General features: G+C 72.4%; 22 protein-coding genes and 1 tRNA gene. 12 read left to right on the top strand and 11 right to left on the bottom strand.

All coding sequences use genetic code 11. From position 1 onward, the window contains the following. The first annotated feature begins 126 nt into the window (after positions 1–126). The 6 genes from U5640_RS05960 to U5640_RS05935 all read left to right on the top strand — a co-directional run bounded on the left by U5640_RS05960 (position 127) and on the right by U5640_RS05935 (position 4,614). Positions 127–211 (top strand) — tRNA-Leu (locus U5640_RS05960). A 535-nt stretch (positions 212–746) separates the two neighbouring features. Next, on the top strand, positions 747–1,919 hold the full coding sequence (locus U5640_RS05955) for an ATP-binding protein (RefSeq protein WP_340374741.1): 1,173 nt from the start codon (positions 747–749) through the stop codon (positions 1,917–1,919). Then, positions 1,916–2,317: a roadblock/LC7 domain-containing protein gene (locus tag U5640_RS05950; protein ID WP_055639150.1), complete on the top strand. Its 402-nt coding sequence runs from the start codon at positions 1,916–1,918 to the stop codon at positions 2,315–2,317. Before U5640_RS05955 ends, U5640_RS05950 begins: the two co-directional genes overlap by 4 nt. Further along, positions 2,314–2,691: a DUF742 domain-containing protein gene (locus U5640_RS05945; protein ID WP_055639149.1), complete on the top strand. Its 378-nt coding sequence runs from the start codon at positions 2,314–2,316 to the stop codon at positions 2,689–2,691. The genes U5640_RS05950 and U5640_RS05945 overlap by 4 nt, the downstream gene beginning before the upstream one ends. Continuing rightward, positions 2,666–3,259 (top strand): ATP/GTP-binding protein, encoded by a 594-nt coding sequence (locus U5640_RS05940; RefSeq protein WP_340374740.1) that lies wholly within the window; start codon positions 2,666–2,668, stop codon positions 3,257–3,259. The genes U5640_RS05945 and U5640_RS05940 overlap by 26 nt, the downstream gene beginning before the upstream one ends. An 8-nt stretch (positions 3,260–3,267) precedes the next feature. After that, positions 3,268–4,614, top strand: coding sequence for a cytochrome P450 (locus U5640_RS05935; protein WP_340374739.1), 1,347 nt, complete (start codon positions 3,268–3,270; stop codon positions 4,612–4,614). Between the two features lie 163 nt (positions 4,615–4,777). Here U5640_RS05935 and U5640_RS05930 read toward each other — a convergent pair whose 3' ends face one another. From U5640_RS05930 to U5640_RS05900, 7 genes are all read right to left on the bottom strand, one after another. Then, positions 4,778–6,076, bottom strand: a complete 1,299-nt coding sequence (locus U5640_RS05930) for an NAD(P)-binding domain-containing protein (RefSeq protein WP_340384958.1) — start codon at positions 6,074–6,076, stop codon at positions 4,778–4,780. Positions 6,077–6,238: 162 nt separating this feature from the next. Next, positions 6,239–6,949 carry a GntR family transcriptional regulator gene (locus tag U5640_RS05925; RefSeq protein WP_340374738.1) on the bottom strand — a complete coding sequence of 237 codons (711 nt, stop codon included), beginning with the start codon at positions 6,947–6,949 and terminating at the stop codon, positions 6,239–6,241. A gap of 86 nt (positions 6,950–7,035) precedes the next feature. Then, the gene (locus U5640_RS05920) at positions 7,036–8,037 is read right to left on the bottom strand and encodes a proline racemase family protein (protein WP_340374737.1); all 1,002 of its coding nucleotides are present in this window, start codon (positions 8,035–8,037) and stop codon (positions 7,036–7,038) included. A gap of 48 nt (positions 8,038–8,085) precedes the next feature. Next, positions 8,086–8,982, bottom strand: coding sequence for a dihydrodipicolinate synthase family protein (locus U5640_RS05915; RefSeq protein WP_340374736.1), 897 nt, complete (start codon positions 8,980–8,982; stop codon positions 8,086–8,088). 141 nt (positions 8,983–9,123) lie between these two features. Beyond that, a complete protein-coding gene (locus U5640_RS05910) occupies positions 9,124–10,536 on the bottom strand; it encodes an FAD-dependent oxidoreductase (protein WP_340374735.1) in 1,413 nt (470 codons plus the stop codon). After that, a complete protein-coding gene (locus U5640_RS05905) occupies positions 10,526–10,825 on the bottom strand; it encodes a (2Fe-2S)-binding protein (protein WP_340374734.1) in 300 nt (99 codons plus the stop codon). The genes U5640_RS05910 and U5640_RS05905 overlap by 11 nt, the downstream gene beginning before the upstream one ends. Positions 10,826–10,856: 31 nt before the next feature. Further along, positions 10,857–12,020 carry an FAD-binding oxidoreductase gene (locus U5640_RS05900; protein ID WP_340374733.1) on the bottom strand — a complete coding sequence of 388 codons (1,164 nt, stop codon included), beginning with the start codon at positions 12,018–12,020 and terminating at the stop codon, positions 10,857–10,859. A gap of 211 nt (positions 12,021–12,231) precedes the next feature. Between U5640_RS05900 and U5640_RS05895 the strand changes: the two genes are divergently transcribed. Beyond that, on the top strand, positions 12,232–12,933 hold the full coding sequence (locus U5640_RS05895; protein ID WP_340374732.1) for a nucleotidyltransferase domain-containing protein: 702 nt from the start codon (positions 12,232–12,234) through the stop codon (positions 12,931–12,933). Positions 12,934–13,276: 343 nt separating this feature from the next. Then, entirely contained in the window at positions 13,277–15,424 is a 2,148-nt protein-coding gene (locus U5640_RS05890; protein WP_340374731.1) for an elongation factor G, read from the top strand. A 142-nt stretch (positions 15,425–15,566) separates the two neighbouring features. On the opposite strand, the gene U5640_RS05885 is transcribed toward U5640_RS05890, so the two are convergent. From U5640_RS05885 to U5640_RS05875, 3 genes are all read right to left on the bottom strand, one after another. Further along, a complete protein-coding gene (locus tag U5640_RS05885) occupies positions 15,567–17,363 on the bottom strand; it encodes a coagulation factor 5/8 type domain-containing protein (protein ID WP_340374730.1) in 1,797 nt (598 codons plus the stop codon). Positions 17,364–17,636: 273 nt separating this feature from the next. Next, positions 17,637–18,029, bottom strand: coding sequence for an SCO5389 family protein (locus U5640_RS05880; RefSeq protein WP_340374729.1), 393 nt, complete (start codon positions 18,027–18,029; stop codon positions 17,637–17,639). A gap of 48 nt (positions 18,030–18,077) precedes the next feature. Continuing rightward, positions 18,078–19,025 (bottom strand): ArsA-related P-loop ATPase, encoded by a 948-nt coding sequence (locus tag U5640_RS05875; RefSeq protein WP_340374728.1) that lies wholly within the window; start codon positions 19,023–19,025, stop codon positions 18,078–18,080. A 149-nt stretch (positions 19,026–19,174) separates the two neighbouring features. On the opposite strand from U5640_RS05875, the gene U5640_RS05870 reads away from it, so the two are divergent. The 4 genes from U5640_RS05870 to U5640_RS05855 are packed head-to-tail and all read left to right on the top strand — an operon-like array spanning position 19,175 to position 24,372. Further along, positions 19,175–19,720: a GNAT family N-acetyltransferase gene (locus tag U5640_RS05870; RefSeq protein WP_340374727.1), complete on the top strand. Its 546-nt coding sequence runs from the start codon at positions 19,175–19,177 to the stop codon at positions 19,718–19,720. A 10-nt stretch (positions 19,721–19,730) separates the two neighbouring features. Beyond that, the gene (locus U5640_RS05865) at positions 19,731–21,230 is read left to right on the top strand and encodes an ABC transporter substrate-binding protein (protein ID WP_340374726.1); all 1,500 of its coding nucleotides are present in this window, start codon (positions 19,731–19,733) and stop codon (positions 21,228–21,230) included. A gap of 5 nt (positions 21,231–21,235) precedes the next feature. Then, positions 21,236–23,014, top strand: coding sequence for an ABC transporter permease subunit (locus U5640_RS05860; protein ID WP_340374725.1), 1,779 nt, complete (start codon positions 21,236–21,238; stop codon positions 23,012–23,014). Then, complete coding sequence (locus U5640_RS05855; RefSeq protein WP_340374724.1) at positions 23,011–24,372, top strand: MFS transporter; 1,362 nt, start codon at positions 23,011–23,013, stop codon at positions 24,370–24,372. Before U5640_RS05860 ends, U5640_RS05855 begins: the two co-directional genes overlap by 4 nt. 138 nt (positions 24,373–24,510) lie before the next feature. On the opposite strand, the gene U5640_RS05850 is transcribed toward U5640_RS05855, so the two are convergent. Beyond that, on the bottom strand, positions 24,511–25,269 hold the full coding sequence (locus U5640_RS05850) for a CDP-alcohol phosphatidyltransferase family protein (protein WP_340374723.1): 759 nt from the start codon (positions 25,267–25,269) through the stop codon (positions 24,511–24,513). Positions 25,270–25,372: the final 103 nt, after the last annotated feature.

Raw genomic sequence — 25,372 nt, 5'->3', positions numbered from 1 at the left:
CCCCTGCGGCCCGCCCCCGCCGCAGCCGTCTGGCGTGCGGATATGCAGGTGAAACGCACTCCGAAAGCTTGGTATTGTTGTCCATGTCGCCGCGGGGGAACGCCCCCGCCGGCCGACACACACCCTGTCCGGGTGGCGGAATGGCAGACGCGCTAGCTTGAGGTGCTAGTGCCCTTTATCGGGCGTGGGGGTTCAAGTCCCCCCTCGGACACTCTCACTCCCCGTGCGGTGCGGAATCCGCTCGGTGAGTATGTGAAGCCCGTACCAGGTTCCTTCCGGTACGGGCTTTCTCGTTCCCGCACCGATCGAACTCGACCGGACCGGGACCGACCGGACCCGGCCGGCCGTGCCCGGGGTGCTGTCGCTCGCTGCTGCCGTCGCCGCTGCCGTCGCTGTCGCCGCTTCCTGCCGCGCAGTAATTGTTTGCATCTCACCCGAATGTCGCGGAAGCCCGTTTATCACTTGTTCTGTGGTGGTCCCCGGGTGGGTCGTTGCGCGGTCGCAGCCCGAAACGGCTGACAGTCCGTCAATGTTCATCTGGGTGGGCATATTGACGGTCTGTAGCGCCATCTTGTGGTGATACGATCACGCTCGCTTGTAGAGCGGGCGGATGGGTGCAAGACGACATCTCCGACTACGGGGACAGTCCGGGCGGCAACCCCGATGCGGGCGGTCCGCCGGTCCACCCGCATATTGACGGGAATTCAGCAACTGGCCGTCAGTCGAGGCCGCCTGAAGAGAGTCTTATGACTGATTACATACAGAACCCGGTACTCTGGGCTCTCCTCGTCGCCGTACTCGTCGCAGTCGCCGTCATTGTTCGCCAGCGCAGGGCGGCGCGGACGTTAAGGCAGGAGTTCGCAGAAGTCCGGGCTCGCCATGCCGAGCTCGAGAACGGGTACGCGAAATCCGTCGAGGCAGCTCAGGAAAGAGCCGAAGAGGCTACGAAAACGGTCCTGAAGTCCGCCATGCGGACCCTCCAGGGCCTCGCCGCGGAACAGCAGTTGATCGTCTCCCGGCTGCAGAACAAATACGGTGAGTCGGTCATCCTCCAGGACCTGTTGGAGATCGACCACACCAACTCCCAGTTCGGCCGACGTGCCCAGTCCATCGCCGTCCTGTGCGACGGCTGGCTCGGACGTCAGCGCGATGTCGCCTCGGTCTACGACGTCGTCCGCAGCGCCCAGGGCAGGGTCCGTCATTACCGGCGGGTGGAAATTCTCTCCCAGGTCGACTTCGGCATCACCAGCCGTGCCGTCGAGCCCGTCGCCCTGGCCCTCGCGGAACTCCTCGACAACGCCACCAGCTATTCCAGCCCGGACACCGTCGTCGAAATCAACATCCGCACCGTGCCCAAGGGCATTTGCATCGTCGTCGACGACGCCGGTGTCGGCATGAACGACGAGGAACGGGCCCGCGCCGAGAGGCTTCTGTCCAGCGAGCGCGTCTCCGGCGTCTCCGCACTAGGCAACCCGCCGCAGTTCGGCTTCGCCGTCATCGGCGTGCTCAGCGAGCGCTTCGGCTTCGAGGTGTCCGTGGACTCCTCCTCGCCGTACGGCGGCGTCCGCGCGGTGCTCCTCCTGCCGCACGACCTGCTCACCACCGCACCCGAGCAGAAGGACCCGATCCCCGCCGCGCCCGCCGTGACCGCTGCGCCTGCCCCTGGCGGCCCCGAGGCCCCGCTGACCATGGCCACCACCGCCGACGGGCTGCCCAAGCGGCGCCGCAAGCGGCCCATGGCCATCGTGCCCGGCAGCGCCTCGAACGGCACCGGCCCCGCCCGCTCGGGCGCGGAGACGGCAGCGATCATGGGCGCCTTCCAGCGTGGCACCCGCTCCGGCCGGGCCACGCAGACGGACCCCGCGGAACAGTCGAGCAGCACCCGTGGTGCAAGCAGCGAAGGGCATGAGTTCTCGTGAACGACGACCTGTCATGGATGCTTGACAGCGCCCTGGAGATCCCCGGGGCCCTGCATGCCGTCCTGATCTCCGCCGACGGCCTGCTGATGGCACGGACGCAGGACTTCGGCAAGGACGACGCGGACCGGGTGGCGGCCGCGATGAGCGGTGTGCAGTCGCTCAGCCGCTCGCTCGCCTTCTTCTGCGAGGACGCCGGCCAGCGGTGGCGCCAGACGCTCGTCGAGTTCGACGGGGGCTGGGTCTTCCTGATCTCCGCCGGCGAAGGCGCCTACCTCGGCGTCTCCGCCTCGCCCGACGTCGACATGCAGGACATCACCTTCCGGATGCAGCAGCTCGTGGGCCAGCTCGGCAAGGCCCTCACCACCCCGCCGCGCGAGAACCTCGGCGTACGGTCATGACCGGTTTCGACGAACTGGAGCCCCAGACACCGGAATTAGTGCGTCCGTACGTCATCACCAAGGGACGCGGACTGCCCGATGAGGACAAGCTCTCCCTCATCACCCTGGTCACCGCTGTCGCCGACCGGCAGCAGCGGCCCACCCGGCTGTCCCCGGAGGAGCAGAACCTGCTCGACCTGTGCTCGGCGGGCTACCTCTCGGTCGCCGAGATCGCGGGGCACACCCAACTGCCCCTCGGCGTGGTCAAGATCCTCCTCGCCGCCCTCACCGAGGGCGGCTACCTCGTCACTCGCCCGCCCGTACAGCGGGCCCCGCTCGCCGACAGGGAGATCCTGGAGGAGGTGCTGAATGGTCTCAGGGCCAAGTTTGGATGAGACGGCGTACGTCCGGGAGGGCGCGACGCAGACAGCGGTGAAGATCCTCGTGGTCGGCCACTTCGCGGTGGGCAAGACCACGTTCATCGGGGCCATCTCCGAGATCCAGCCGCTGTCCACCGAGGAGACGATGACGCGGGCGGCCGAAGCGGTCGACGACCTCAAGGGAGTCCAGGGCAAGACCACCACCACGGTCGCCATGGACTTCGGCCGCCTCACCATCAGCGACCGCGTCGTGCTGTACCTGTTCGGAACACCGGGCCAGCAGCGCTTCGTCCAGATGTGGGAGGACATGGCACGCGGCGCGCTCGGCGCGCTGGTGCTGGTCGACCCCGAGCGGCTCGCCGACTCCTTCGCCGTGATCGACCTGATCGAGCAGTACGGACTTGACTACGCCATCGCCGTCAACCACTTCGACGGCGCGCCCCCGCGTGATGTGGCGGCCCTGCGCGAAGCACTGGACCTGCTCGACGACACCCCCGTCGTCACCTGCGACGCACGGGACGAGAAGTCCTCGGCGCGCGCGCTGATCACCCTCGTCCGTCACTTGCAGGACCGTGCCCACTAGGAGCAGAAATGGACGCCCGACCCACCGCCCCCGTGCCCCCTCCGGGTTGCCCGGCGCACCAGCCCGGCGGCAGAGTGCCGCTGTACGGGCCTGAGTACGCGGCAGACCCGCAGGCCTACTACACCTACCTGCGGCACTACGGGCCCACCGCGCCCGTGGAGATAGCCCCGGGAGTCGAGGCCACCCTCGTCACCGAATACGCCACCGCCCTCCAACTCCTGCAGGACTCCGGCTCGTTCCGCAAGGACGCGCGCCGCTGGCGGGACTTCAACGAGGGCCGCATCGCCCCCGACAGCCCCGTCCTCCCCGTCCTCGCCTACCGGCCCAACTGCATGTCCTCCGACGGCGCCGAGCATCTGAGGCTGCGTCAGTCCATCACGGACAGCATGGCGCGCATCGACCCGATGCGGCTGAGCCAGAGCGTGGAACGGATCTCCGACTTCCTCATCTCCCAGTTCAGCGAACGCGGTTCGGCCGATCTCGTCGGCTCCTACGCCAAGCAGCTTCCGCTGTTCGTGTTCAACGAGCTGTTCGGCTGCACCGCCGACATCGGCGACCGCGTCTTCTTCGGCATCTCCGGCATGTTCGACGGAATCAACGCCGAACAGGCCAGCGAGGTGCTGTTCCAGGCCGTCGGCGAGCTGATCGCCCTCAAGCGGCGCAAGCCCGGCGAGGACGTGACCTCCTGGCTGCTGAAGCACCACACCGCCCTGACCGACGAGGAGATGGTCCACCAGGTCTCCCTGCTGCTGGGCGCGGGCGCCGAGCCGCTGGTCAACCTCATCGGCAACACCCTGCACCGGATCCTCACCGACGACCGGTACGCCCACGAGGGCGGCCTGATCGAGGAGGCCATGGACGACACGTTGTGGGAGAACCCGCCCATGACGAACTTCGCCGCCCACTACCCGGTGTCCGACATGGAGTTCGCCGGGCAGAAGCTCTCGGCCGGCGACCTGATGCTGGTCAGTATCGCCGCCGCCAACACCGGCCCCACGCTGTCGGCGGCCCGCAAGGCCGGCAGCAACCGCGCTCACCTGGCCTGGAGTGCCGGCCCGCACGCCTGCCCCTCCAAGGAGCCCGCCCGGCAGATCGTCGTGTCGGCCGTGGAGAACCTCCTCAACCGGCTGCCCGACGTCGAGATCAGCGTGCCCGAGCAGAGCCTGTCGTGGCGTCCGGGCGCGTTCAGCCGTGGTCTCGTCACGCTGCCCACGCGGTTCACCCCGATCAAGCCGGTGACCCGGCCGGCCCGGCAGACCACCGTGCAGGCACCGCAGCGCCCCGCCCCGCACGGCGTACGCCAGACGGAGCAGTCCGGCGTGTGGAGCAAGTTCCTCAACTGGCTGACCAAGTGAGCCACCCCGTGGCCGCGCCGGCTCCTTGAAGCACCGGCCGCACCCACGGGAAGACGATGCCCGCCCTCCGGGGCGGGCATTTCCTTGCCTCCCCTGGACCCCTTGCCTCCCCTGGACCCCTTGCCTCCCCTGGCCCCCTTGCCCCGCCACAGTCCCTGGCCGGTCACCGGGAGGCGTACTCCTCCCTCAACTCCTGCAGGTACGGTGCGACGTTGACCTGCGTCGACGCCCCCTCCCGCCGCCCGTACTGACCCGCGACGCCGCTCAGGTAGGTCGCGATCTCCTTGCGCATCAGCTCCTCGTCCGGCAGTACCGCCTCCCCAGTGACGAGCCGCGTGATCCACCGGGCCTGCGCCTCCACCAACCGGGTGATCGAACCGACGGGGCGGACCAGGCCGACGAAGTACAGCCCCGGCAGACCCGGCGGGACCACCCGCTTGTACAGCTCGACGAGACCCTGCGCACCGACGGGGGAGCCGGGCTCCAGGAACGGGAAGGACATCCGGTACCCGGTGCAGTACACGATCGCGTCGGCCCGTACGGACGATCCGTCGGTGAACGTGACCCGGTCGCCGTCGAGGGAGTCGATCGACGGCTTCGGCGTGACCGCGCCGTGGCGGATACGGCTGAGGATCTCGTCGGAGATGGTCACGGCGGAGGAGAACACCGGATGGTCCGGCTCCGGCAGCCCGTGGTCGCGCAGCTTGCCCCGGGCCACCAGCAGGGCCTGTTCGATGAATCGGCGCTGCTCGCTCAGGGACATGCTGACCCACCACGCGGCCTCGGCGATCTGGTCGAGGGCCATGCCGAACAACTGCTTGGGCATGATGTGCAGGCCGCGGCGCACCGAGAGGACCGTCAGCCCGGCGTGCCGGGAGAGGTCCGCAGCGATGTCCACCGCCGAGTTGCCGAGCCCCACGACGACGACGCGCTGCCCGGCGAACTCACTGCCGTCGTGGTAGTCGAGGGAATGGCGGATCGTCCCGGTGAACGTGTCCGCGCCCGCGGGCAGTTCCGGCATCGACGGCTCCGAGTTGTGCCCCGAGGCGACGACCACATGCGCGAAGCGGCGCGACGAGAGCGTGCCTTCGGCGTCGCGGCTGACCACCGTCCACTCGCCGTCGGCGTCCCGCCGTACGGACTCCACGGTCGTCCCCAGCTCGATACGGTCCCGTATGCCGGCCCAGTCCGCGAACGAGCCCAGATACGAGGCGACCTGATCGTGCCTCGGATACAGCGGGTAGGACGCCGGCATCGGATGATCCGCGTAACCGGTGAGGTTCTTCGCGGTGTTGAGGTGCAGCGACAGATAGCCGGGACCGCGCTCGCCCGCCCCCGGCCGGCGCCAGAGCCCCCCGACGTCGCTCGCCTGCTCCAGGCAGACGAAGTCGACCCCCGCGGTCTTGAGGGCGTGCGCCGTCGCCAGACCCGACAGACCCGCACCGATCACACACAACCGCACGAATTCCCCCACAAAAGAGACGCCATCCTTTCACGCACGGGCAAGTGAATGCCCATCCGGCGCCTCCGCCACGCGCCACCCGCCCGCGACAAGGATCACAGGCGAGCGCCGGTGAAGAGGGTGTGATCAGCGGTACGAGCGGTCACCCCCGGCCGCTGCCTGTCATCCGTGGCCCGACGCCCACAGGCCCCGCACATGCCCGAGATGCCGAGTCATGACCTCGCGCACGGCCTGCTCGTCGCGGGCCAGGAGGGCGTCCAGGAGCTCCAGGTGCTCCTCGGCGGAGGCCAGCAGCCGGCCCGACGCGGACAGCGCCGTCAGCCCGTACAGCCGGGCCCGCCCACGCAGGTCCCGTACCACCTCCACGAGATGGGCGTTACCGGCCAGGGCGAGCAGGCCCAGGTGGAAACGGGTGTCGGCCTCCACGTACGCGATCAGGTCACCTGCCACCGCGGCGGCCACGATCTCCCGGGCGGCCGGCCGCAGTGCCTCCAGCGACACCGGGTCGGCCGTCGTCGCCAGCCCCGCCACCGTGGGGATCTCGACGAGCGCCCGGACGTGCGTGTACTCGTCGAGCTGCCGGTCGGAGACCTCCGTGACCCGGAACCCTTTGTTGGGCACCGCGTCCACCAGGCCCTCCTTGGCCAGGTCCAGCATCGCCTCGCGCACCGGCGTCGCCGACACACCGAAGCGGGCTGCCAGGGCCGGCGCAGAGTACACCTCGCCGGGCACCAGCTCGCCGGCGATCAGCGCCGCCCTGAGCGCGTCGGCGACCCGCTCGCGGTAGCTGCTGCGCCTTCCGCCGAGCACGGGCAGCGAGAGCGGAGACGGCACCGCGGGCGTAGGGCTGCTGCTCGGAGGCGGGGCGGCCATGGCGGATCTCCTCGGTCAGGGCGGTGCCATATCACGTATCACCGGATCACGTACCACCAGTATCTACGGCGGCGGACTCCCCGGCGTCACAGCACGAACCCCGCCGGGAACGGGTCCGTCGGGTCCAGCAAGTACTGTGCCGTTCCGGTGATCCAGGCCCGCCCGGTGAAGCTGGGCAGCACGGCCGGGCGGCCGGCCACCTCCGTCGTGCCGAGCAGCCTCCCCGTGAACCGGGTGCCGATGAACGACTCGTTCACGAACTCGGTGTGCAGGGGGAGTTCACCGCGCGCGTGCAACTGGGCCATCCGCGCGCTCGTCCCCGTACCGCAGGGGGAGCGGTCGAACCAGCCGGGATGGATGGCCATCGCGTGCCGGGAGTGCCGGGCGGTGGCGCCGGGCGCGTACAGGTGCACGTGGTGGCAGCCGCGGATCGACGGGTCCTCCGGATGGACCGGCTCCTCCGCGGAGTTGATCGCCTCCATCAGCGCCAGCCCGGCCGCGAGGATGTCGTCCTTGCGGGCCAGGTCGAAGGGCAGCCCGAACTCCTCCAGCGGCAGGATGGCGTAGAAGTTGCCGCCGTACGCCAGGTCGTACGTCACCGTCCGGCCGTCGGCCAGGGTCGCCCTGCGGTCCAGGCCCACCGAGAACGACGGCACGTTGCGCAGGGTGACCGCCGTGGCCGCACCGTCCTCGACCGCCACCTCGGCGACGACCAGCCCGGCCGGCGTGTCCAGCCGGATGGTGGTGACCGGCTCGACGACCTCGACCATGCCGGTCTCCACCAGTACGGTCGCCACCCCGATCGTGCCGTGCCCGCACATCGGCAGATAACCGGAGACCTCGATGTAGACGACACCCCAGTCGCAGTCCGGCCGGCTCGGCGGCTGCAGGACCGCACCGCTCATGGCGGAGTGGCCGCGCGGCTCGTTCATCAGCAACTGCTTGATGTCGTCGCGGTGTTCACGGAAGTACAGCCGCCGCTCGTTCATCGTCGCGCCGGGAATGGTGCCGATCCCGCCGGTCACCACCCGGGTGGGCATGCCCTCGGTGTGCGAGTCGACGGCGTGCAGGACGAGTCTGCTGCGCATGAGATCCCCTTGTCCCCTTCTCCCTGCCGTGTGCGGTGACGCGCCGGGCTAGGCGAGGCCGGCGGCAACGGCCTTCTCGGTGGCCGCGCGGACCGCCGCCTCCTGCTCCGGCAGCAGCGGGACCCGCGGCGGACGGCACCGGCCGCCGTGCCGGCCCACCACGTCCATCGACAGTTTGATGGCCTGGACGAACTCGACGCGCGAGTGCCAGCGCAGCAGCGGATGCAGCTGCCGGTACAGCGGCAGCGCGGTGGTCAGATCCCCCGCGACCGCCGACCGGTACAGCTCCACCGAGGCCCTCGGCAGCGCGTTGGGATAACCGGCCACCCAGCCCTTCGCCCCGGCCACCGCCAGCTCCAGCAGCACGTCGTCCGCCCCGATCAACAGGTCCAGTTCCGGAGCGAGTTCGGCGATCCGGTAGGCGCGCCGCACATCTCCGGAGAACTCCTTCACCGCACGGACGAGCCCCTCCGCGTGCAGCCGGGCCAGCAACTCCGGCACCAGGTCGACCTTGGTGTCGATCGGGTTGTTGTACGCCACCACCGGCAGCCCCGCCTCGGCGACCTCCGCGTAGTGGGCGAGCACCGCCCGCTCGTCGGCGCGGTAGGCGTTGGGCGGCAGCAGCATCACCGCCCCGCAGCCCGCCTCCCGCGCCTGCTCCGCCCAGCGCCGCGCCTCCGCCGAGCCGTACGCCGCCACGCCCGGCATCACCCGGTCCCCGCCGATCGCGGACACGGCCGTCTCCACCACCCGGGCGCGTTCCTCCGCGGTGAGGACCTGGTACTCGCCGAGCGAGCCGTTCGGCACGACGCCGTCGCAGCCGTTCGCCACCAGCCAGGCGCAGTGCTCGGCGTAGCGGTCGTGGTCGACGGAGAGGTCGTCGCGCAGGGGGAGCGCGGTGGCGACGAGGACGCCTCGCCAGGGGCGGTGCTCGGAGCTGGTCATGGAACGAGCCTCTCTTCCGGTCGTTTCGCCGACGGCCTCTTCCGGTCGTTCGCCGTCTGGCATGTGACATGGCACTGAGGAGGGGGAGCGGCGGTGGGCGCGGTACGGCTCACCGCTCGGGCGGGGCCCGGTGCGAGCGGTTCACGACGGGGGCGGTTCGCGGCGGGGCGGGGGTGCGGCCAGGACGCCGAGGGGGACCGGGCGGGCCAGCGGTCGGCGGGCCGGCGTCGCAGCGCAGCCCGCCACGCCCGCCACCCCGGCTTCGCACATCCGGCCCTGGCACCAGCCCATCCCGGCCCGCGTCAGCAGCTTCACGGTGCGCAGATCACCGGCGCCGAGCGAACCGACCGCCGCACGGACCGCCCCGGCCGTGACCTCCTCGCACCGGCACACCACCGTCCCGTCGGTCACCTGCTCCGCCCAGTGGGCCGCGGGGGCGCAGGCGCCGTCGAGCGCGGCGGCGAAGGCGCGCAGCCGCGTACGGGTGGAGGCCGCCGACGCCCATGCGCCCGGGTCGGGGGTGGTGCCCCGCAGCCGGGCCGCCGCCGAGCGTCCGGCGATGTGGCCCTCGGCCAGCGCCAGGGCCGCGCCCCCGATCCCCGTGGCCTCACCGGCCGCCCAGACGCCGGGGACGTCGGTGCGCTGTTCCTCGTCGGCGCGTACGGTCCCCCCGTCCAGAGCGCAGCCGAGACCGTCCGCGAGATCGGTGTGCGGCAGCAGCCCATGGCTCACGGCCAGGGTGTCGCAGGGGACACGGCGTACGCTGCCGGGCACCGGGCGCCCCTCCGAGTCGAGCGCGGCGACGGTCACGGACTCCAGGCGCTGGACGCCGTGCGCCTCCAGAACGGTATGACGGACCGTCACTGGAACTCGGCGAAGCAAGAGTTGAGCGGCGTAGCCCGCACCTTCGACGAGCTTGTCCGGGGCCCCGGCGAGGGAACGGGCGCGGCTTGCGAAGGCCCTCGGGTCGGCCGACTCGACCAGGGCGGCCACCGTCGCACCCGCCGCCGCGAGACCGGTCGCGACGGGCAGCAGCAGGGGACCCGTCCCCGCCACGACCACGGTACGGCCCGGCAGGACGAGTCCACCCTTCAGCAGTGCCTGCGCACCCCCCGCGGTCACCACACCGGGCAGCGTCCAGCCAGGGAACGGCAGGACCCGCTCGTATCCGCCGGTCGCCAGCAGCACCCCGTCGGCACCCAGCGCGACGGACTCCCGCTGCTCGGGGCCGAGCAGCGCATGGACGGTGTAACCCGACGACTCCCGCTCCACGCACCACACATGACGCTCACCCAGGTGCGTCACCCGTCCGGCGGCGACGTGTGCGTCCAGCCCGGCGCGCAGGCGCCGCCAGGTACGCCACCGGTGGTGGAGCGCCTCGGGGCGGCGGGCGCCGAGGCCGCGCGCGGGCTGCCGGTAGAACTGGCCGCCCGGCTCCGCGGCCGAGTCGACCAGCGTCACCCGGACACCCCGCGCGGCCGCCGACAGGGCGGCGGCGAGACCGGCCGGCCCCGCCCCGATCACCGCCAGCACCGGACTGCGTTCAGTCGCCATGGCCCGTCCCCTCCTGCGTACGGACGTCCGCGCCCGGCACGGCGGGGACCAGGCAGGCCCGCTGGTTGGGGCGGCCGTCGACGGTGACCAGGCAGTCGAAACACACGCCGATCCCGCAGAACACCCCGCGCGGCCGGCCCTCGCCCCGGGTGTCCCGCCAGGCGGTGACGCCCGCGGACCACAGCACGGCCGCCAGGGTCTGACCCGGCAGCGCCTCGATCTCCCGGCCGTCGAAGGTGACGGTGAACGGTCCGCCGGGCCGGGCCCGCACCAGCCGCAACGGGTTCAAGAACGTCCCCCGGAAAGGGACGTGAGTGTGGTCACGGTGCGGCCTCCTCGGTCGTCTCGGTGAACCGCTCGGGACGGAACGGCGTCAGGTCCAGGTCCGGGTTCTCGCCGGTCAGCGCCTGCGCGAGGAGATGACCGGTGCCGGTGGCGAGCCCGATGCCGGCGCCCTCGTGACCACAGGCGTGGAACAGCCCCGGCACCCGCGGGTCGGGCCCGATCGCGGGCAGATGGTCCGGCAGGTAGGGGCGGAAGCCGAGATACGTGCGCATCACCCGTACGTCGGCCAGGAAGGGGAAGAGCCGGGTCGCCCCGGCGGCGAGCTGCCGTACGGCCGGCAGGGAGAACGACCGGTCGAAGCCCACCCGCTCGCGGCTCGCGCCGATCAGCACAGGCCCGGCGGCGGTGCCCTCGACGACCGGCGAGGTCTGCAGCGCCGCGGAGTCGCTGGCCACGTCCGCCACATAGTCGGCCGCGTACACCTTGTGCCGCACCCGGGGCGGCAACGGCTCGGTGACCAGCACGAACCCGCGACGGGGAAGCACCGGCAGGCCCGCCCCCGCCAGCGCCGCGATCTCACCGCCCCAGGTGCCGGCCGCGTTCACCACGGCCGGCGCGAGGAGATCGCCCCGGTCGGTGCGCACCCCGCGCACGGCGCCGTCGGATCCGCGCAGGACGCCCGTCACGGTCCGGCCCGTCTCCACACGCGCGCCCGAACTCCGCACCAGATGGGCGGCCGCCAGCGCGGGCATCACCTGGGCGTCCTGGGGATACAGGACACCACCGGCGAGACCGGGCGCCAAGTGCGGCTCACGGTCGTGGAGTCGACCCGCGTCGACGGCGACCGTCTCCACCCCGGCCGCCCGCTGTCCGGCGGCCAGGTCGCTGAGGGCTGCGAGCGACTCCGGTGTGGACGCGACGACCAGTCCGCCCTTCGGCTCGTACTCCACCGCAGCGCCCAGCGTTTCGGCGAGTTCCGCCCACAACCGCAGGGACAGCAGGGCCAGTCGGAGTTCGGGACCGGGCTCCTTGTCGGATACGAGGAGGTTGCCCTCACCCGCTCCCGTGGTGCCGCCCGCCACCGGACCGCGGTCCACCAGGACGACATCGAGGCCCGCACGGGCCGCGTACAACGCACAGGCGGCGCCCACCATCCCGGCGCCGACGACCACCACGTCACCGCAAGGTCGCTTGGTCACTGCAGTAATATGTCACATGGTTCTGCCGCGAGGAAGAAGGCCGGACCGGCTGCGGCTCGGACCGGATGGAGCCATCGGACGCGGCCGGAGCGGCGGGCCGGTCACCGGCCGCCGTCCGCCGAAAAGGTGAGGTGGGCGAAGCGCGCGCCGGGGCATCATGGCGGTTCCGACGCCCGGGCACCTCGCCGGGCGCCCAGCAACGGGGGCACCAGTGACCGTCAGCAACATCCTTCTGTCCGGCGTCGTCGGCTCGACCGCCTACGGGCTCGCCCACGCGGGATCCGACGTGGACCGCCTCGGTATGTTCGCCGCCCCCACCGTGGACCTGCACGGCCTGCACACGCCGAAGGAGTCCCACGTCTCCACCGCGCCCGACCGCACCCTGCACGAGGCCGCCAAGTGGTGCCGTCTCGCCCTCGCCGGCAACCCCACCGTCATGGAACTTGTCTGGCTCCCCGACGAGTTGTACGAGGTCCGCACGCCCCTCGGCGACGAACTCCGCGACATCCGCGCCACGTTGCTCGGCTCCCGACGGGTCCGCGACGCCTACCTCGGCTACGCAACCCAGCAGTTCCGCAAGCTGCAGAACCGCGGCGAGGGCACACCCACCGAACCGACCACGAAGCGCATCGCCAAGCACGCCCGGCACCTCAAGCGGCTCTGCACCCAGGGCTACGAGCTGTACGCCGAGGGCCGGCTGACGATCCGCGTCGACGACCCGGAGAGCTACCACCGCTTCGGCGAACAGGTCGCCGCCGACCCCGCGGCCGCCCAGCCGCTGCTGCGCGACTTCGAGGAGAAGTTCGCCGCGACGCCGAGCGTGCTGCCCGAACAGCCCGACGAGCGCGCGGCGGATGCCTGGCTGCGCCGGGTGCGACGGCACTTCTACACGGAGTCGACCCCACCGGCGTGAGGTAAATGCGATGCGGGGCGCACCGCCTCGCTCCTACACTCACCGCAGGCCGAGCGCCGCCCACGACCGGGCCGCGGCCCACCGGACGAACCGGCACCATGACGAACGAAGGGAGCACGGCCATGCGAGACCACACCGCCGCCGTCGCTCCCCGCGCACGCTACGAGGTGATCCTCGTGTCCCGGTCCGTCCGGTGTCCGCTGCGCGCCGGACACCGGATGCGCTGACGCCCGTCCGGAGACACCGACGCCCCGTCCGCTCGACCGAGCCGACGGCGCGCCCCTCACACGGCATCAGCCCATCGCGCCGCCCGTTCCCCGAGAACACCGAAAGGCCAAGGGCCGTGCGCAACCACCTCGACCACCGTCACCTCGCCGCCGTGCGCAACCTGGGCATCCTCGCCCACGTCGACGCCGGCAAGACCACCGTCACCGAGCGGATCCTGTATGCCACCGGGACCACGCACAAACGCGGCGAGGTCCACGACGGCACGACCGTCACCGACTTCGACCCCCAGGAACGCGACCGCGGCATCACCATCTTCGCCGCGGCCGTCAGCTGCGACTGGAACGGCCACCGCGTCAACCTGATCGACACCCCCGGACACGTCGACTTCGCCGACGAGGTGGAGCGTGCCCTTCGGGTCCTCGACGGGGCGGTGGCGGTGTTCGACGCCGTGGCCGGCGTGGAACCGCAGAGCGAGTCCGTGTGGCGGCAGGCCGACCGGCACGGCGTACCGAGGATCGCCTTCGTCAACAAGATGGACCGCGCGGGCGCCGACCTCGACACCGCCGTCGCCTCCCTCCGCGCCCGCCTCCACCCCGTCCCGCTCGTCGTCCACCTCCCCATCGGCAGCGAGGGCACCTTCACCGGCGTCGTGGACCTGCTCCGCCTGCGGGCACTGACCTGGGGCGACGGCAGCGACACCGCCGTCGAGGGGGAGGTGCCGCAAGGGCTGCGGGAGGAGGCGCTGCGCAGGCGCCGGCTCCTGGAGGAGGCGGTCGCGGAACGGCACCCGGCCGCGCTGGAGGAGTTCTGCGACCGCGAGACGCTCTCCGTCGGCACCCTCACGGCCGCCCTGCGGGACCTGACCCGCACGGGGGACGGGGTGGTCGTGCTGTGCGGATCGGCTTACCGTAACCGGGGGATCGAACCGCTACTGGACGCCGTCGTCGACTATCTGCCGTCGCCGCTGGACGTGCCGGCGGTCTGCGGCATCCGGAAAGGTGCCGACGGTGTGCGGAACGGTCGGGGCGGGGCGACGGTCGACGGTGGCCGGCCCACTGTGGACCGTATGCACGGTTCCGTCGACCGTATGCCGCACACCGCCGACGAGCGACGACCCGCCGACCCGGCCGCCCCCTTCGCCGCCCTCGCCTTCAAGGTCGGCGCCACCCCCACCGGCCGGCTCACCTACCTGCGGGTGTACTCCGGAACGATCGAGAAGGGAGACCCGGTGTGGGAGTCCGGCACAGGGCGCGTCGAGCGGATCGGGCGCATCCTGCGGGTGCAGGCCGACCGGCATGCGCAGGTGGACCGTGCGGTCGCGGGCGACATCGTGGCCGTGGTCGGGCTGAAGTCGGCCCGGCCGGGCTCGACCCTCTGCGCCCCCGGTGACCCGCTCGTCCTGGAGCCGCCCGGTGTCGCCGACCCGGTCGTGTCGGTGGCGGTCGAGGCGTCCCGGAGTACCGACACCGACCGGCTGGCCTCGGCGCTCGCCCGGCTGACGGAGGAGGATCCGTCGCTGGTCGTGCGGACGGATCCCGAGACCGGGCAGACCGTGCTGTCGGGAATGGGCGAACTGCACCTGGAGGTGGCGGTGGAGAAGATCCGGCGCTCCCCCGGGCTGGACGTCAACGTCGGCCGTCCCGGGGTGACCTACCGGGAGACGGTGGGCCGCGGGGTGTCCGGTGTGGTGTACCGGCATGTCAAACAGGACGGCGGAGCAGGGCAGTTCGCGCACGTCGTGCTCGATGTGGAGCCGCTGGAGGACGGGTTCGCGTTCCGGTCGTCGGTCGTCGGCGGACGGGTGCCGCAGGAGTACGTGCGGGCCGTAGAGGCCGGCTGCCGGGACGCCCTCGCCGAGGGCCCCCTCGGCGGTCACCCGGTGACGGGGCTGCGGGTCACCCTGACCGACGGGGCGACGCATGTGAAGGACTCCTCGGACATGGCCTTCCGTACGGCGGCCCGGTTCGCGCTCCGGGAGGCCCTGCGCGCCTGCGCGATGGTCCTGCTGGAACCGGTCGTCGACGTCACGGTCACCGTGCCCGAGGACGCGGTCGGCGGGGTCCTCGGCGACCTGGCCGCCCGGCGCGGCCGGGTGACCGAGTCGGTGGTCCGCGGCGGGTCCGCGGTGGTCACCGCCACCGTCCCGCTGGCGGAACTGTTCGGCTACGCCACCCGGCTGCGCAGCCGTACCCAGGGCCGCGGCACCTTCACGGCCCGGCCGACCGGGTACGCCCCGGCGCCCGCGGCGGCGATGACGCCGTAGGTCCTGCCGCCCCTCGGGGGCTCCTGTGCACGGAGTCCCCGAGGGCCACACCGGAGCCGATCGTCTGCGGTCTGCCGTCTGCCGTCTGCCGTCTGCGGTCTGCGGTGTGCTGTATGCGGTACGCGATATGCGGGAACCCGGCTCAGGGATACGACACCACGGTCGACGGCACGGTCGAGGTCCCCGACGTCGGCGCCCCGGTGTCGTTGATCACCGCCTCGTACTGGCCTTTGCCGCCGAGGGAGATCACCAGCAGGTCGTGGAACTTCACGCCGGGGGTGTTCGGGGCGGCGAAGCCGTGGTGCTGCACGATCGTGGGGTCGACGTTGTAGTAGCAGTAGCTGCCCAGGCCCCACGCCTCGTGGGTGGTGACGTCGTCGCCGACCTTGTAGGCGGCGTACCCCTTGAGCGGGCCGTTCTGCACAGCGGCCTGGTTCGGTGCGTCGTAGGCCTTCTCGTTCTGGAAGAAGATGGTGCGGCCGCGCTGGCCGTACCACTGCACGTCGTACTTGTTGAAGTGCTCGACGAACAGTCCGGTGGCGAGCACGTCGTGGCCGTTGACGACGACGCCGTAATCGGCGCGGTTGGTCTCCCAGCCGACTCCGTCGCCGTGGTCGGCGCGCCAGACCCAGGTGTGGTCGACGATGGTGTGCCGGTTGTTGACGACCAGGCTGGTGGTGGCCAGGCCGGCACCCGCGCCGCCGATCCGGACGAACACGTCCTGGACGGTGGTGGGGTTGGCGGAGTGGTCGCGCCAGGCTCCGCGCGGCCCGATCTCCAGCAGGGTGCGCGAGTTGACGGGACCGGCGTCCACCAGGAACCCCGCGAGGCGGACCCCGTCGACGTCGGCGACCTGCAGCGCGGTGACGCCACCCACCGGAATGAGGGTGGCGTACCCGAGGCCCAGGACGACGGTGTCGGGACGGTCGACCCGGATCGGCCGGTCGAGGTGGTAGACGCCCGGGGTGAGCAGCAGGTGAAGACCCTGCGCCAGAGCCTGGTTGAGGGTCGCCGCCGGGACGCCGGGTCGGGCGACGTAGAACCTAGACAGGGGCAGGGAGGTGCCGCGCGGGGTGCCGTTGCCCCAGCTGACCCCGCGCGCGGCGGTCCGCTTGGCGGGCAGGAACACCCGGAAGGCGCCGCCGCCGTCGACGTACAGGAACGGCTTCTCGCGGGAGACGGGGGTCGTCGCGAGCGTGGTGTAGGGCGGGTCGGGGAAGCTCTGGGCGGGGGCGCCCTCGACACCGGAGAAGACCATGTTCCAGACGCCGTTGAGCCAGCTGCCGATCGCGCTGTCCCGGGTGTACCACTGCTGCTGGGAGTACGGTCCGATCTGGCCCTCGATCCGGCTGTCGGCGATGTAGCCGCCGCTGGCCCAACCGTAGCCGGAGGGCGCGAGGTTGAGGCAGCCGTGGACGTGCATCCGGCGGAAGGGGGCCGCCTGGGCGACCGCCCACCGGTTGGTGCCGTTCGCGGGGACGAGGGCGAGGTTCTCCGCCGAACGCCAGAAGTTCTGCGTGGCGTTGCCGCCGAACCAGCCCGCGTCGACGGTCACGTCCCCGTTGATGGTGGTGTCGTCGGGGGAGAGCCCGAGGCCCGCGATCGAGGTGTAGAAGCCGAGTTGGGCGTTGAGGCCGTGGTACGTGCCGGGTTTGAACAGCAACGCGTAGCGTCCGCTGCCGAATTGGGCGGACTCCTGCTGCCGGAACACCTCGTCGAGGCGGGCCTGGATGTCCGGGGTCGTCGGGTCGAAGACCAGGACGTTCGGGCCGAGGTCGCCGCCGCCCGGCAGCAGGCGCGGGCGCCGGGTGCGGGGGGTGAGCGGGGCGGCCGTGGCCGGGGCGGCCGACACCCCGACGAGGGCGGGCGCGGCCACGGCGGCCGCCGCCAGGACGGCTCTGCGGCGCGGAGCGGCAGGCAGACCGGCGGACTGTGCCATGGACTGCCCCGTAAACCGTGCCGGGGACTGCCCGGCGGGCTGCGCGGGGGATGACTCGGGGGTGTGGGTCATGGGCGGCTCTCCTCGGTGGGGCGGCTCGGGCGGCTCGTGGCGAACGGCTGACACACGGGACGGAGACTGCTGATTCACGAAGTGAACGACAGCGGTGTTGAGAGCGCTCTCTCGTCGCTGAATGCTTCAACTACCCGAACACGTAAGTCAAGTGGTGGCACGTGAGTTCCCCGAGCGCCCCCCCCCCGCTGGCTCCGCCGGTCAGCAGTCCCGCAGCTCGGCCGACTGGTTCAGCACCTGTGCCCTGGTCGAGGTGAACCGGGTGTAGGCCTGGCCGTCGCGGGCCTCCGGGCGGAACGCGGCCACCCGGTGGCAGTTCTGGAAGGCGAGAGCCACGCCGAAGTGGCGTTCCAGGCTGCCGCGGATCGCGTCGCTGGCGAGGGCCCGCAGCAGCTGGCCGCGTTCCCGCTCGGACGGCGGCGGGGTCTGGTTGTCGGTGAACTCGGTGATGCCGGCGTGCAGTCGCACGGAGAGGGACTCCACGAGGTCGTAGGCGTACGGGAGTGAGGTGCGGACGGTGTCGATGAAGTCCGCCTCGCGGATGTCACCGGCTTCGGCCTCGGCGAGGAGCTTCGGGGAGACGTCGAGAGACATGGGTGTCCTGTTTCTGTTGTTCCTGTGGCGGGGAACCCGCCGGGGTGGTCAGAGGAGCGACGCGGGTCCGGGGACGAAATCCGGGTCGACCTGGGTCGCCAGATCCTGGCCCGTCGCCGTGTCCGCCCAGGCGCGGGCGTTGCGCAGGTGGAACTCGACGGCGTGCCGGTGGAGGGTGGGCCAGTCCTTGGGGCGGGCGTCGACCGTCTCGCGCAGGACGGTGAGCGCGTGCCGGTTGTCCACCTCCAACTCACCCTGCGGCGTGCCGCGTTCGGCCGAGCGGACCCAGGGGGAGAGGGCCAGGTGGGTGAGGAGGTCGTCGCCCACCTGCTCCTTCAGGAAGAGCAGATCGTCCTCGCCGGTCACCTTGTTGCCGACCACGGCGAGCGGGATGCCGAACTCGGCCGCGTGGTCGCGGTACTGGCGGTAGACGGAGACGCCCCTGCGGGTGGGTTCGGCCACCAGGAACGTCATGTCGAAGCGGGTGAACAGACCGGAGGCGAAGGCGTCGGCTCCCGCGGTCATGTCGACGACGACGTACTCGCCGGGGCCGTCGACGAGATGCCCGAGGTAGAGCTCGACGGCTCCGAGCTTGGAGTGGTAGCAGGCCACGCCCAGGTCGCTCTCGTCGAACGCGCCGGTGACCATCAGCGGTACGCCGCCGACCCGTTGGACGTGGCGGGTGTGCAACGCGTCCTCGCCCAGCAGGCGCAGCAGGCGTGAACCCCGGCCCGGCGGAGTGGTCTTGACCATCGCCTCGCGGGAGGGGATCCGCGGGTTGGTGCCGCGCAGGAGGTCCTTGATCTCACCCGTGTGCGCGGCCAGGGGTGGAGCGGTGAACGGGCCGGCGCCGGGGTCGAGCGCCTCGGCCAGGTGCTGGTTGATGTCGCCGTCGACGGCCAGCACGGGGGCGCCGGACCGTGCCAGTTCGAGGGCGAACAGCGCCGACAGGGTGGTCTTGCCACTGCCGCCCTTGCCGACGAACGCGACGCGCATCTACCGGACCGCCGTTGTGAAAATGAATGTCATGTTGCTAGGTTTAGGGCTCTGCCGTGATCACTGTCAAGTCGGGAGTCGGGGGGTGTGGTGCCGTGTCGGGTCGGGTAGCGATCATCGGCAGAGGTCTTAATGCATATGATGTGCAAGTGCGTACCTACTGCATAAAGACCGCGGGTCCCGCCGACCTCGACGGTGCCCGGGTCGTCATGCTCGACACCGTCTACCGCGACTTCGGCACCGGATACGTCCCCCGCTGGCACGGCGACATCATCGATCCGGCCGCCGCCTACCTCACCCCGGTCCGCCACACCCTGCTGGTGGCGCTGGACGGCGTCGACGGCGACGTCGTGGCCACCGCCGCGCTGGACTCCCGCGGACCCGCCCATCCGCCGAACCCGCAACACGTCGCCGCACGCTTCCCGTCCGGTGAGAGCGCGCAGTTGCGCCGGGTGTACGTCCGTCCCGCGCACCGGCGGCGCGGACTCGCCCGCCGGCTCGTCGCGGAACTCCTCGCCTTCGCCGCCGCCGACGGCGGATACCGCTCCGTCTACCTGCACACCGACCCGACCGTCGAGGGAGCCGAGGGCTTCTGGCGGTCGCTGGGCAAGGTCGTGCACGACGAACGCGAGGACCCCGACGGCGGCCAGCCAGTCGTCCACTTCGAGATCCCTCTGCCCTCCCTCACCCCCTAGGTCTGCCCCCATGCGCCCTCCCCGCCGCCCTCGCCGGCTCACCGCCTTCCTCCTCGCCCCGCTGCTCACCGGCTGCTTCGCCGCCACCGGCGACGCCGCGACGACGCCCGACGCCAAGGTCGGCGCACGGCTGCGCGTCGCCCTCGCCTTCCCGCCCACCCAGGACCTCTCCCCGTACGGCGCCGACGCCACGATCCTCAGCCGCCTCGGTGTGACCGAGGGTCTGACCGCCCTCGACGCCAACGGCTCCGCCGCACCCGCCCTCGCCTCCTCCTGGCGCCGCGAGAACGACCGCACCTGGCTGTTCACCCTGCGCGAGGCCCTCTTCCAGGACGGCACGGACGTCACGCCCGCCGCCGTGGTCACCGCCCTCACCCGCGCCGGCCGTGCCGCCCCCGCCCCCGCCGCCCTGACCGGCGTCACCCTCACGGCCCGTGCCCAGGGCGCGACGGGCGTACGGATCACCACGGCCGCACCCGACCCCGCACTGCCGCTGCGACTGGCCGGGCCCGGCCTCGCCGTGCTGGCCCCGAAGGCCTACGCGGACGCGGACACCGTCGACCCGGTCGGCACCGCCACCGGCCCCTTCGCCCTCACGGAGATCACCGGCACCACCTCCGCCACGCTCGACCGCTTCGACGACCACTGGGCGGGCCGCGCCCAGGCCTCCGGCATCGACGCCCGCTTCATCGCCGACGGCACCGCCCGCGCCAACGCCCTGCGCACCGGGCAGGTCGACATCGCCGAGGCGATACCCGTCTCCCAGGCCGCCGCGCTCGATGCCGACAGCCGCCGCGAGACCGCCACCACCCGCACCACCAGCCTCCACCTCAACACGAAGTCGGGCCTCTTCAAGGACCCCGCACTGCGCGCCGCGGCCCGGGCCGCCGTCGACACCGAAGCCCTCGCCGAAGGCGTCTACGAAGGGCACGCCGACCCCGGTGCCGGGCTGTTCGGTCCCGCCGTCACCTGGGCGGAGGCCAAGCGGGTCACCCCCAGCGGACGCGCGCGGCCGGGGCGGCCCGACGGCGCATCCATCACCCTCGCCACCTACGACAACCGGCCCGAACTCCCCGAAGCCGCCCAGGTGTTGAAGCAGCAGCTGGAGAAGGCCGGGTTCGCCGTGAAGCTCGAGGTGCGCGAGTACGCACGGCTGGAGAGCGACGCGCTCGCCGGAACGTTCGACGCCGTCATCGGCGCCCGCAACAGCCTCCTCGACACCGGCGACCCGGTCTCCCTGCTCGACAGCGACTTCACCTGCGACGGCGGCTACAACCTGGCCCTGCTGTGCGACAGCGACGTCGACCGGGCCGTCGAGCGGGCCCGGACGGTCGCCGACACCGACAAGCGCCAGGACGCCGCCCTGGCCGCGGAGGCCGTGATCCTCGCGACCGACGCCGTGGTCCCCCTGGTCCACCAGCGTGTCGTCACCGGGGTCGCGGACACCGTCGGCGGGGTACTCCTCGACCCGTACGAGCGCACCCTGGTCGGCACCGGCACCCGGCGCTGAACCGCATGGGAAGCAGGATGGGCAGGGCGGGCACCCCGCTGTGGCGGGCCGGACTGACGGCGGCGCTGCTCTGCGGGATCGGGCTGCTGCCCTGGATCTCGCACACCGACCCGGAGCTCACCGTCCTCAAGGCCCGCTCCGCCGACCGCGACCCGGACCCCGCGGCGCTGGCCGCCGTACGCGCTCAACTCGGTCTGGAAGAAGGCCCGTTGACGCTCCTGTGGCGCTGGCTCGGTGGGCTGTGGCGGGGGGACGCCGGACGGTCCTGGATCTCCGGTGCCGAGGTCACCCCCGCCGTCACCCAGGCCCTGGGCGCGTCCCTGCTGCTGATGGCGGTGTCCCTCGTCGTCGCCTGCGGCACGGCCGCCGCGGTGTGCGCCCGCACCCTGTACCTCGGCGCCCGGCGCCGGCTCCACGTACGGACCCCGGGCGGCTCGATCCCCGCCGCGCTCGCCGCGCTGCCCGAGTTCCTCACCGCGTCCGTCCTCGCCACCGTCGTCGGCGTACACCTCGGCTGGCTGCCCGCCCTCGGCTGGTACGGCCCGCAGTGGACCGTCCTCCCCGCCCTCGCCCTCGGCCTGCCCGCCGGTGCCGTCCTCGGCCGCCTCCTCGACGACCAGCTGCCCGCCGCCTTCGCCGAACCCTGGGCGACGGCCGCCGCCGCGCGCGGCCTCCCGGGCCGCAATGTCGCCCGCCACGCGCTGCGCCGCTGCCTGCCCGGACTGCTGCCCAACCTGGGGCTGTTCGCCGTGGGCCTGACCGGAGGGGCCGTCGCCGTCGAGCAGATCTTCGACATTCCCGGCCTGGGCCGGACGACCCTCCAGGCCGCGCTCGCCCAGGACCTCCCCGTCCTCCAGGCCGGCACGCTCGCGCTCGTCGCACTCGCCGCCGTCACGACGGCCGCCGCCCGCCTCGCCGTGGGGCGGCTCGCCGGTCCCGCGTTGCGGGACAGGGCGCTGCATACACTCCACCGGCCATCGCATACGGTCCACGGACCACCGTCGACCGCCCGCAGGATCCTGTCCATCGCCCACGGCCCAGCCCTCGCCCATGGCCTTCTTCTCGCCGTCGTCGTCGCCCTCGGCCTCCCCCGTGACCCCCTCGCCGTCGACACCACCGACCGCCTCCGAGCACCCACCCCCACCCACCCCTTCGGTACCGACGCCCTCGGCAGGGACCTGCTCGCCCGTGTCGCCCACGGTGCCCTCGACACGCTCCTGTCGGCGTTCGCCGTCAGCGCGGCGGCCCTGGTCGCCGGTGTGCTGCTCGGCCTGCTGCCCCGGTTGTCCGGGCCGCTCGTGGACACCGTCAACGCCGTGCCGCCCGTCGCGGCCGCGCTGCTCGTCACCGCGTTGTGGGGCGGCGGTGCGACGACTCCCGCGGTCGCGGTGGCCGTCGTGGCGTGGGCGCCGCTCGCCGCACACACCTCCGCGCTGGTGCGGCAGGAGCGGGCCACCCTGCACCTGGCCGCCACCCGTGCTCTCGGCGCCGGGCGCTGGTACCTGTTGCGCAGGGGTGTCCTGCCCGCCGTGGTGCCGCCGGTGGTCCGCCACGCCGTGCTGCGGCTGCCCGGGATCGCCCTCGCGCTCGCGTCGCTCGGCTTCCTCGGGCTCGGCGCCCCACCACCCTCACCCGAATGGGGGTTGCTGCTCGCCGAGAACCAGCCCTACGTCGAACGCGCCCCCTGGACCGTACTGGCCCCCGCCGCCGTCCTCGCCCTGCTGGGTGCCCTGGCGGTCACCGCGACAGAGGCCGCGGGCAGGCGCGTCGGGAAGGACCGATGAACCCGCTCCGGCTCCCGCCGCTCCTGCGGCTGCTCGTTCTCACCCAACTCGCCTTCAACATAGGCTTCTTCGCGGTGCTGCCGTTCCTGTCCGGACATCTGGGCGGGGCCGTCGGGATGGCCGGGTGGCTGGTGGGGTTCGTGCTGGGGCTGCGGACCTTCAGCCAGCAGGGACTGTTCGTGGTCGGCGGTGCCCTGACCGACCGTTACGGCGTGCGGCCCGTCGTCCTGGCCGGCTGTGCGCTGCGGATCGCCGGGTTCGTCTGGCTCGGGTACGCCGAGCGGGTGTGGGCGGTGACCGGTGCCGTGCTGCTCGTCGGATTCGCCGCCGCGCTCTTCTCGCCCGCGGTCGAGTCCGAGGTGGCCCGGCAGGCCGTCGTGCACGAGGCGGCGGGCGGCGGGTCCCGCACCCGGGTGCTGGCCCTGTTCACGGTCGCCGGACAGGCCGGGGCGTTCGTCGGACCGCTGCTGGGCGCGCTGCTGCTGGCGGTCGACTTCCGGACCGTGTGCCTCGCCGGCGCAGGCGTCTTCGTCCTGGTGCTCGCCGCGCACGCCGTGCTGCTGCCGCAGCACCTTCCCGGCCGGGAGCGCGTCGAAGTCCGGGGCGGCATCGGCCCGTTGCTGCGCAACCGCCGCTTCCTCGCCCTGTGCTGCGCCTACGGCGCCTACCTCCTCGCCTACAACCAGTTCTACCTCGCCCTGCCCGCCGAGGTGGAGCGCGCGGCGGGTTCGCAGGCGCCGCTGGCCTGGCTGTTCGCGCTGTCGTCGCTGCTGGTGGTGACCGCCCAACTGCCGGTCACCCACTGGGCGGGGGAACGGATCGGCGCGCGCCGTTCGGCGGCGGCCGGGCTCGGGCTGATCGCCGCGGGGTTCACGGTGGTCGCCGCGGCGCTGCCCGCCGGGCTGACCGGGACGACGGGGCTGCTGCCCGCCGCAGGGTTCGTCGTGCTGCTGACCCTCGGTCAGATGCTGGTCGCGCCCGCCGTCCGCGCCTGGGTCCCCGACCTCGCGGAGCGGGGCCGGCTCGGCCTCTACACCGGGGCGTTGTCCTCGGTCTCCGGGCTGATCGTGCTGCTCGGCAGCGCGGCCACCGGCACACTCCTCGACACCCGGCTCCCGCCGGCCGTGCCCTGGCTGCTGCTGGCCGCGGTACCGGTCGCCGCGATCGCCCTGCTGCCGGGCCGGGACCGCCCGCACCCCCGTGCCGACCCGGCTGACGCCGCCGAAGCCGCCCGCACTGCCGACGCCGCCGACGCCGTAGACACCGCCGACCCAGCCGACGCCGCCGACGCCGTAGACACCGCCGACCCAGCCGACGCCGTCGACGCCGCCGTACGACCGGACACGACACGGCCGTAGACGCAGGTGGGGCATCTGCCCGGGTGCCCAGGCCGAACCGGCCCGGAAGAGGCCGTACGGAAGGGCCCGTACCGTCCGCGACGGTGCGGGCCCTTTCCCGTGGGGGGCGGTGGGGGAGGGGGTGAACCCCTGTGCGGTCTAGGCGAGTTCCAGCACCCGCTGCTCCGCCGGACGGGCCGCGCGGACCCTGGAGGTGCGGTACAGCCACAGCACGTCGCGGCCGAAGGACCAGAGCAGGGTGCCGAGGGCCAGCAGCATGACGGCGACGTTGCCGCCGCGGGGGAGGAGGTCGGCGCCCGCCACCAGCAGGCAGATGCCCTGGAGGGCGGCGACGGTCTTGCGGGCCATGCTCGGCGGGAGCGGGGCGTTGAGCCAGGGGGCGACGCGGGCGGCGGCGACGAAGACGTACCGCATCGCGCCGACCAGCAGCACCCACGGGCCGAGCGCCATGGAGACGTACACGCTCAGGACCAGGATGAGGAACGCGTCGACCTCCATGTCGAAGCGCGCGCCCAGCGCGGTGGAGGTCCCCGTGCGGCGGGCGACCTTGCCGTCGACGCCGTCGAGGATCAGGGCGACGGCGGTGAGGGCGACCAGCAGCGTCACCGGCGGGGCGGACTCGAAGGAGTCGGCGACCAGGGCGGTCACCCCGCCGACGAGGGTGGCGCGGCCGAGGGTGACCCGGTTGGCGGGCCCGAAGGAGCGCAGTCGTGAGCGGTGCAGTGCCCGGGAGAGGACGGCCCAGGTGGCGACGGCGAAGACGAGGCCGGTGACCCAGCCCGCCGGCCCCATGCCGATCGCCGAGCCGAGCAGGGCCAGCAGCAGGATCTGGACGCCCGCCCCCACAGCGGTCTCCTGCTGGACCAGCCTTGCGTCGTAAGTGTTGTTCAGGGCCACCGCACATTCCTCCGGCCAGGTGACAGAGATGATCAGTGCCGCGTACTGTGCGCGACCTGTGCACACCTCGGTACGTGCACCGGTTGCAGATCGTTCAGCAGAT

Source organism: Streptomyces sp. SS7, assembly GCF_037993025.1.
Taxonomy (GTDB): Bacteria; Actinomycetota; Actinomycetes; order Streptomycetales; family Streptomycetaceae; genus Streptomyces.
Note: the sequence above shows the minus strand (reverse complement) of the source record. Positions and strands in the feature narration are given on the sequence as shown.

Excerpts from the sequence above, each read along its gene's own strand:
- U5640_RS05880 (WP_340374729.1), bottom strand. The coding sequence starts at position 18,029 with ATGTCTCTCGACGTCTCCCCGAAGCTCCTCGCCGAGGCCGAAGCCGGT.
- U5640_RS05860 (WP_340374725.1), top strand. The coding sequence starts at position 21,236 with ATGGGAAGCAGGATGGGCAGGGCGGGCACCCCGCTGTGGCGGGCCGGA.
- U5640_RS05910 (WP_340374735.1), bottom strand. The coding sequence starts at position 10,536 with ATGGCGACTGAACGCAGTCCGGTGCTGGCGGTGATCGGGGCGGGGCCG.
- U5640_RS05875 (WP_340374728.1), bottom strand. The coding sequence starts at position 19,025 with ATGCGCGTCGCGTTCGTCGGCAAGGGCGGCAGTGGCAAGACCACCCTG.
- U5640_RS05935 (WP_340374739.1), top strand. The coding sequence starts at position 3,268 with ATGGACGCCCGACCCACCGCCCCCGTGCCCCCTCCGGGTTGCCCGGCG.
- U5640_RS05865 (WP_340374726.1), top strand. The coding sequence starts at position 19,731 with ATGCGCCCTCCCCGCCGCCCTCGCCGGCTCACCGCCTTCCTCCTCGCC.
- U5640_RS05945 (WP_055639149.1), top strand. The coding sequence starts at position 2,314 with ATGACCGGTTTCGACGAACTGGAGCCCCAGACACCGGAATTAGTGCGT.
- U5640_RS05925 (WP_340374738.1), bottom strand. The coding sequence starts at position 6,949 with ATGGCCGCCCCGCCTCCGAGCAGCAGCCCTACGCCCGCGGTGCCGTCT.
- U5640_RS05955 (WP_340374741.1), top strand. The coding sequence starts at position 747 with ATGACTGATTACATACAGAACCCGGTACTCTGGGCTCTCCTCGTCGCC.
- U5640_RS05920 (WP_340374737.1), bottom strand. The coding sequence starts at position 8,037 with ATGCGCAGCAGACTCGTCCTGCACGCCGTCGACTCGCACACCGAGGGC.
- U5640_RS05940 (WP_340374740.1), top strand. The coding sequence starts at position 2,666 with ATGGTCTCAGGGCCAAGTTTGGATGAGACGGCGTACGTCCGGGAGGGC.
- U5640_RS05855 (WP_340374724.1), top strand. The coding sequence starts at position 23,011 with ATGAACCCGCTCCGGCTCCCGCCGCTCCTGCGGCTGCTCGTTCTCACC.
- U5640_RS05885 (WP_340374730.1), bottom strand. The coding sequence starts at position 17,363 with ATGGCACAGTCCGCCGGTCTGCCTGCCGCTCCGCGCCGCAGAGCCGTC.
- U5640_RS05915 (WP_340374736.1), bottom strand. The coding sequence starts at position 8,982 with ATGACCAGCTCCGAGCACCGCCCCTGGCGAGGCGTCCTCGTCGCCACC.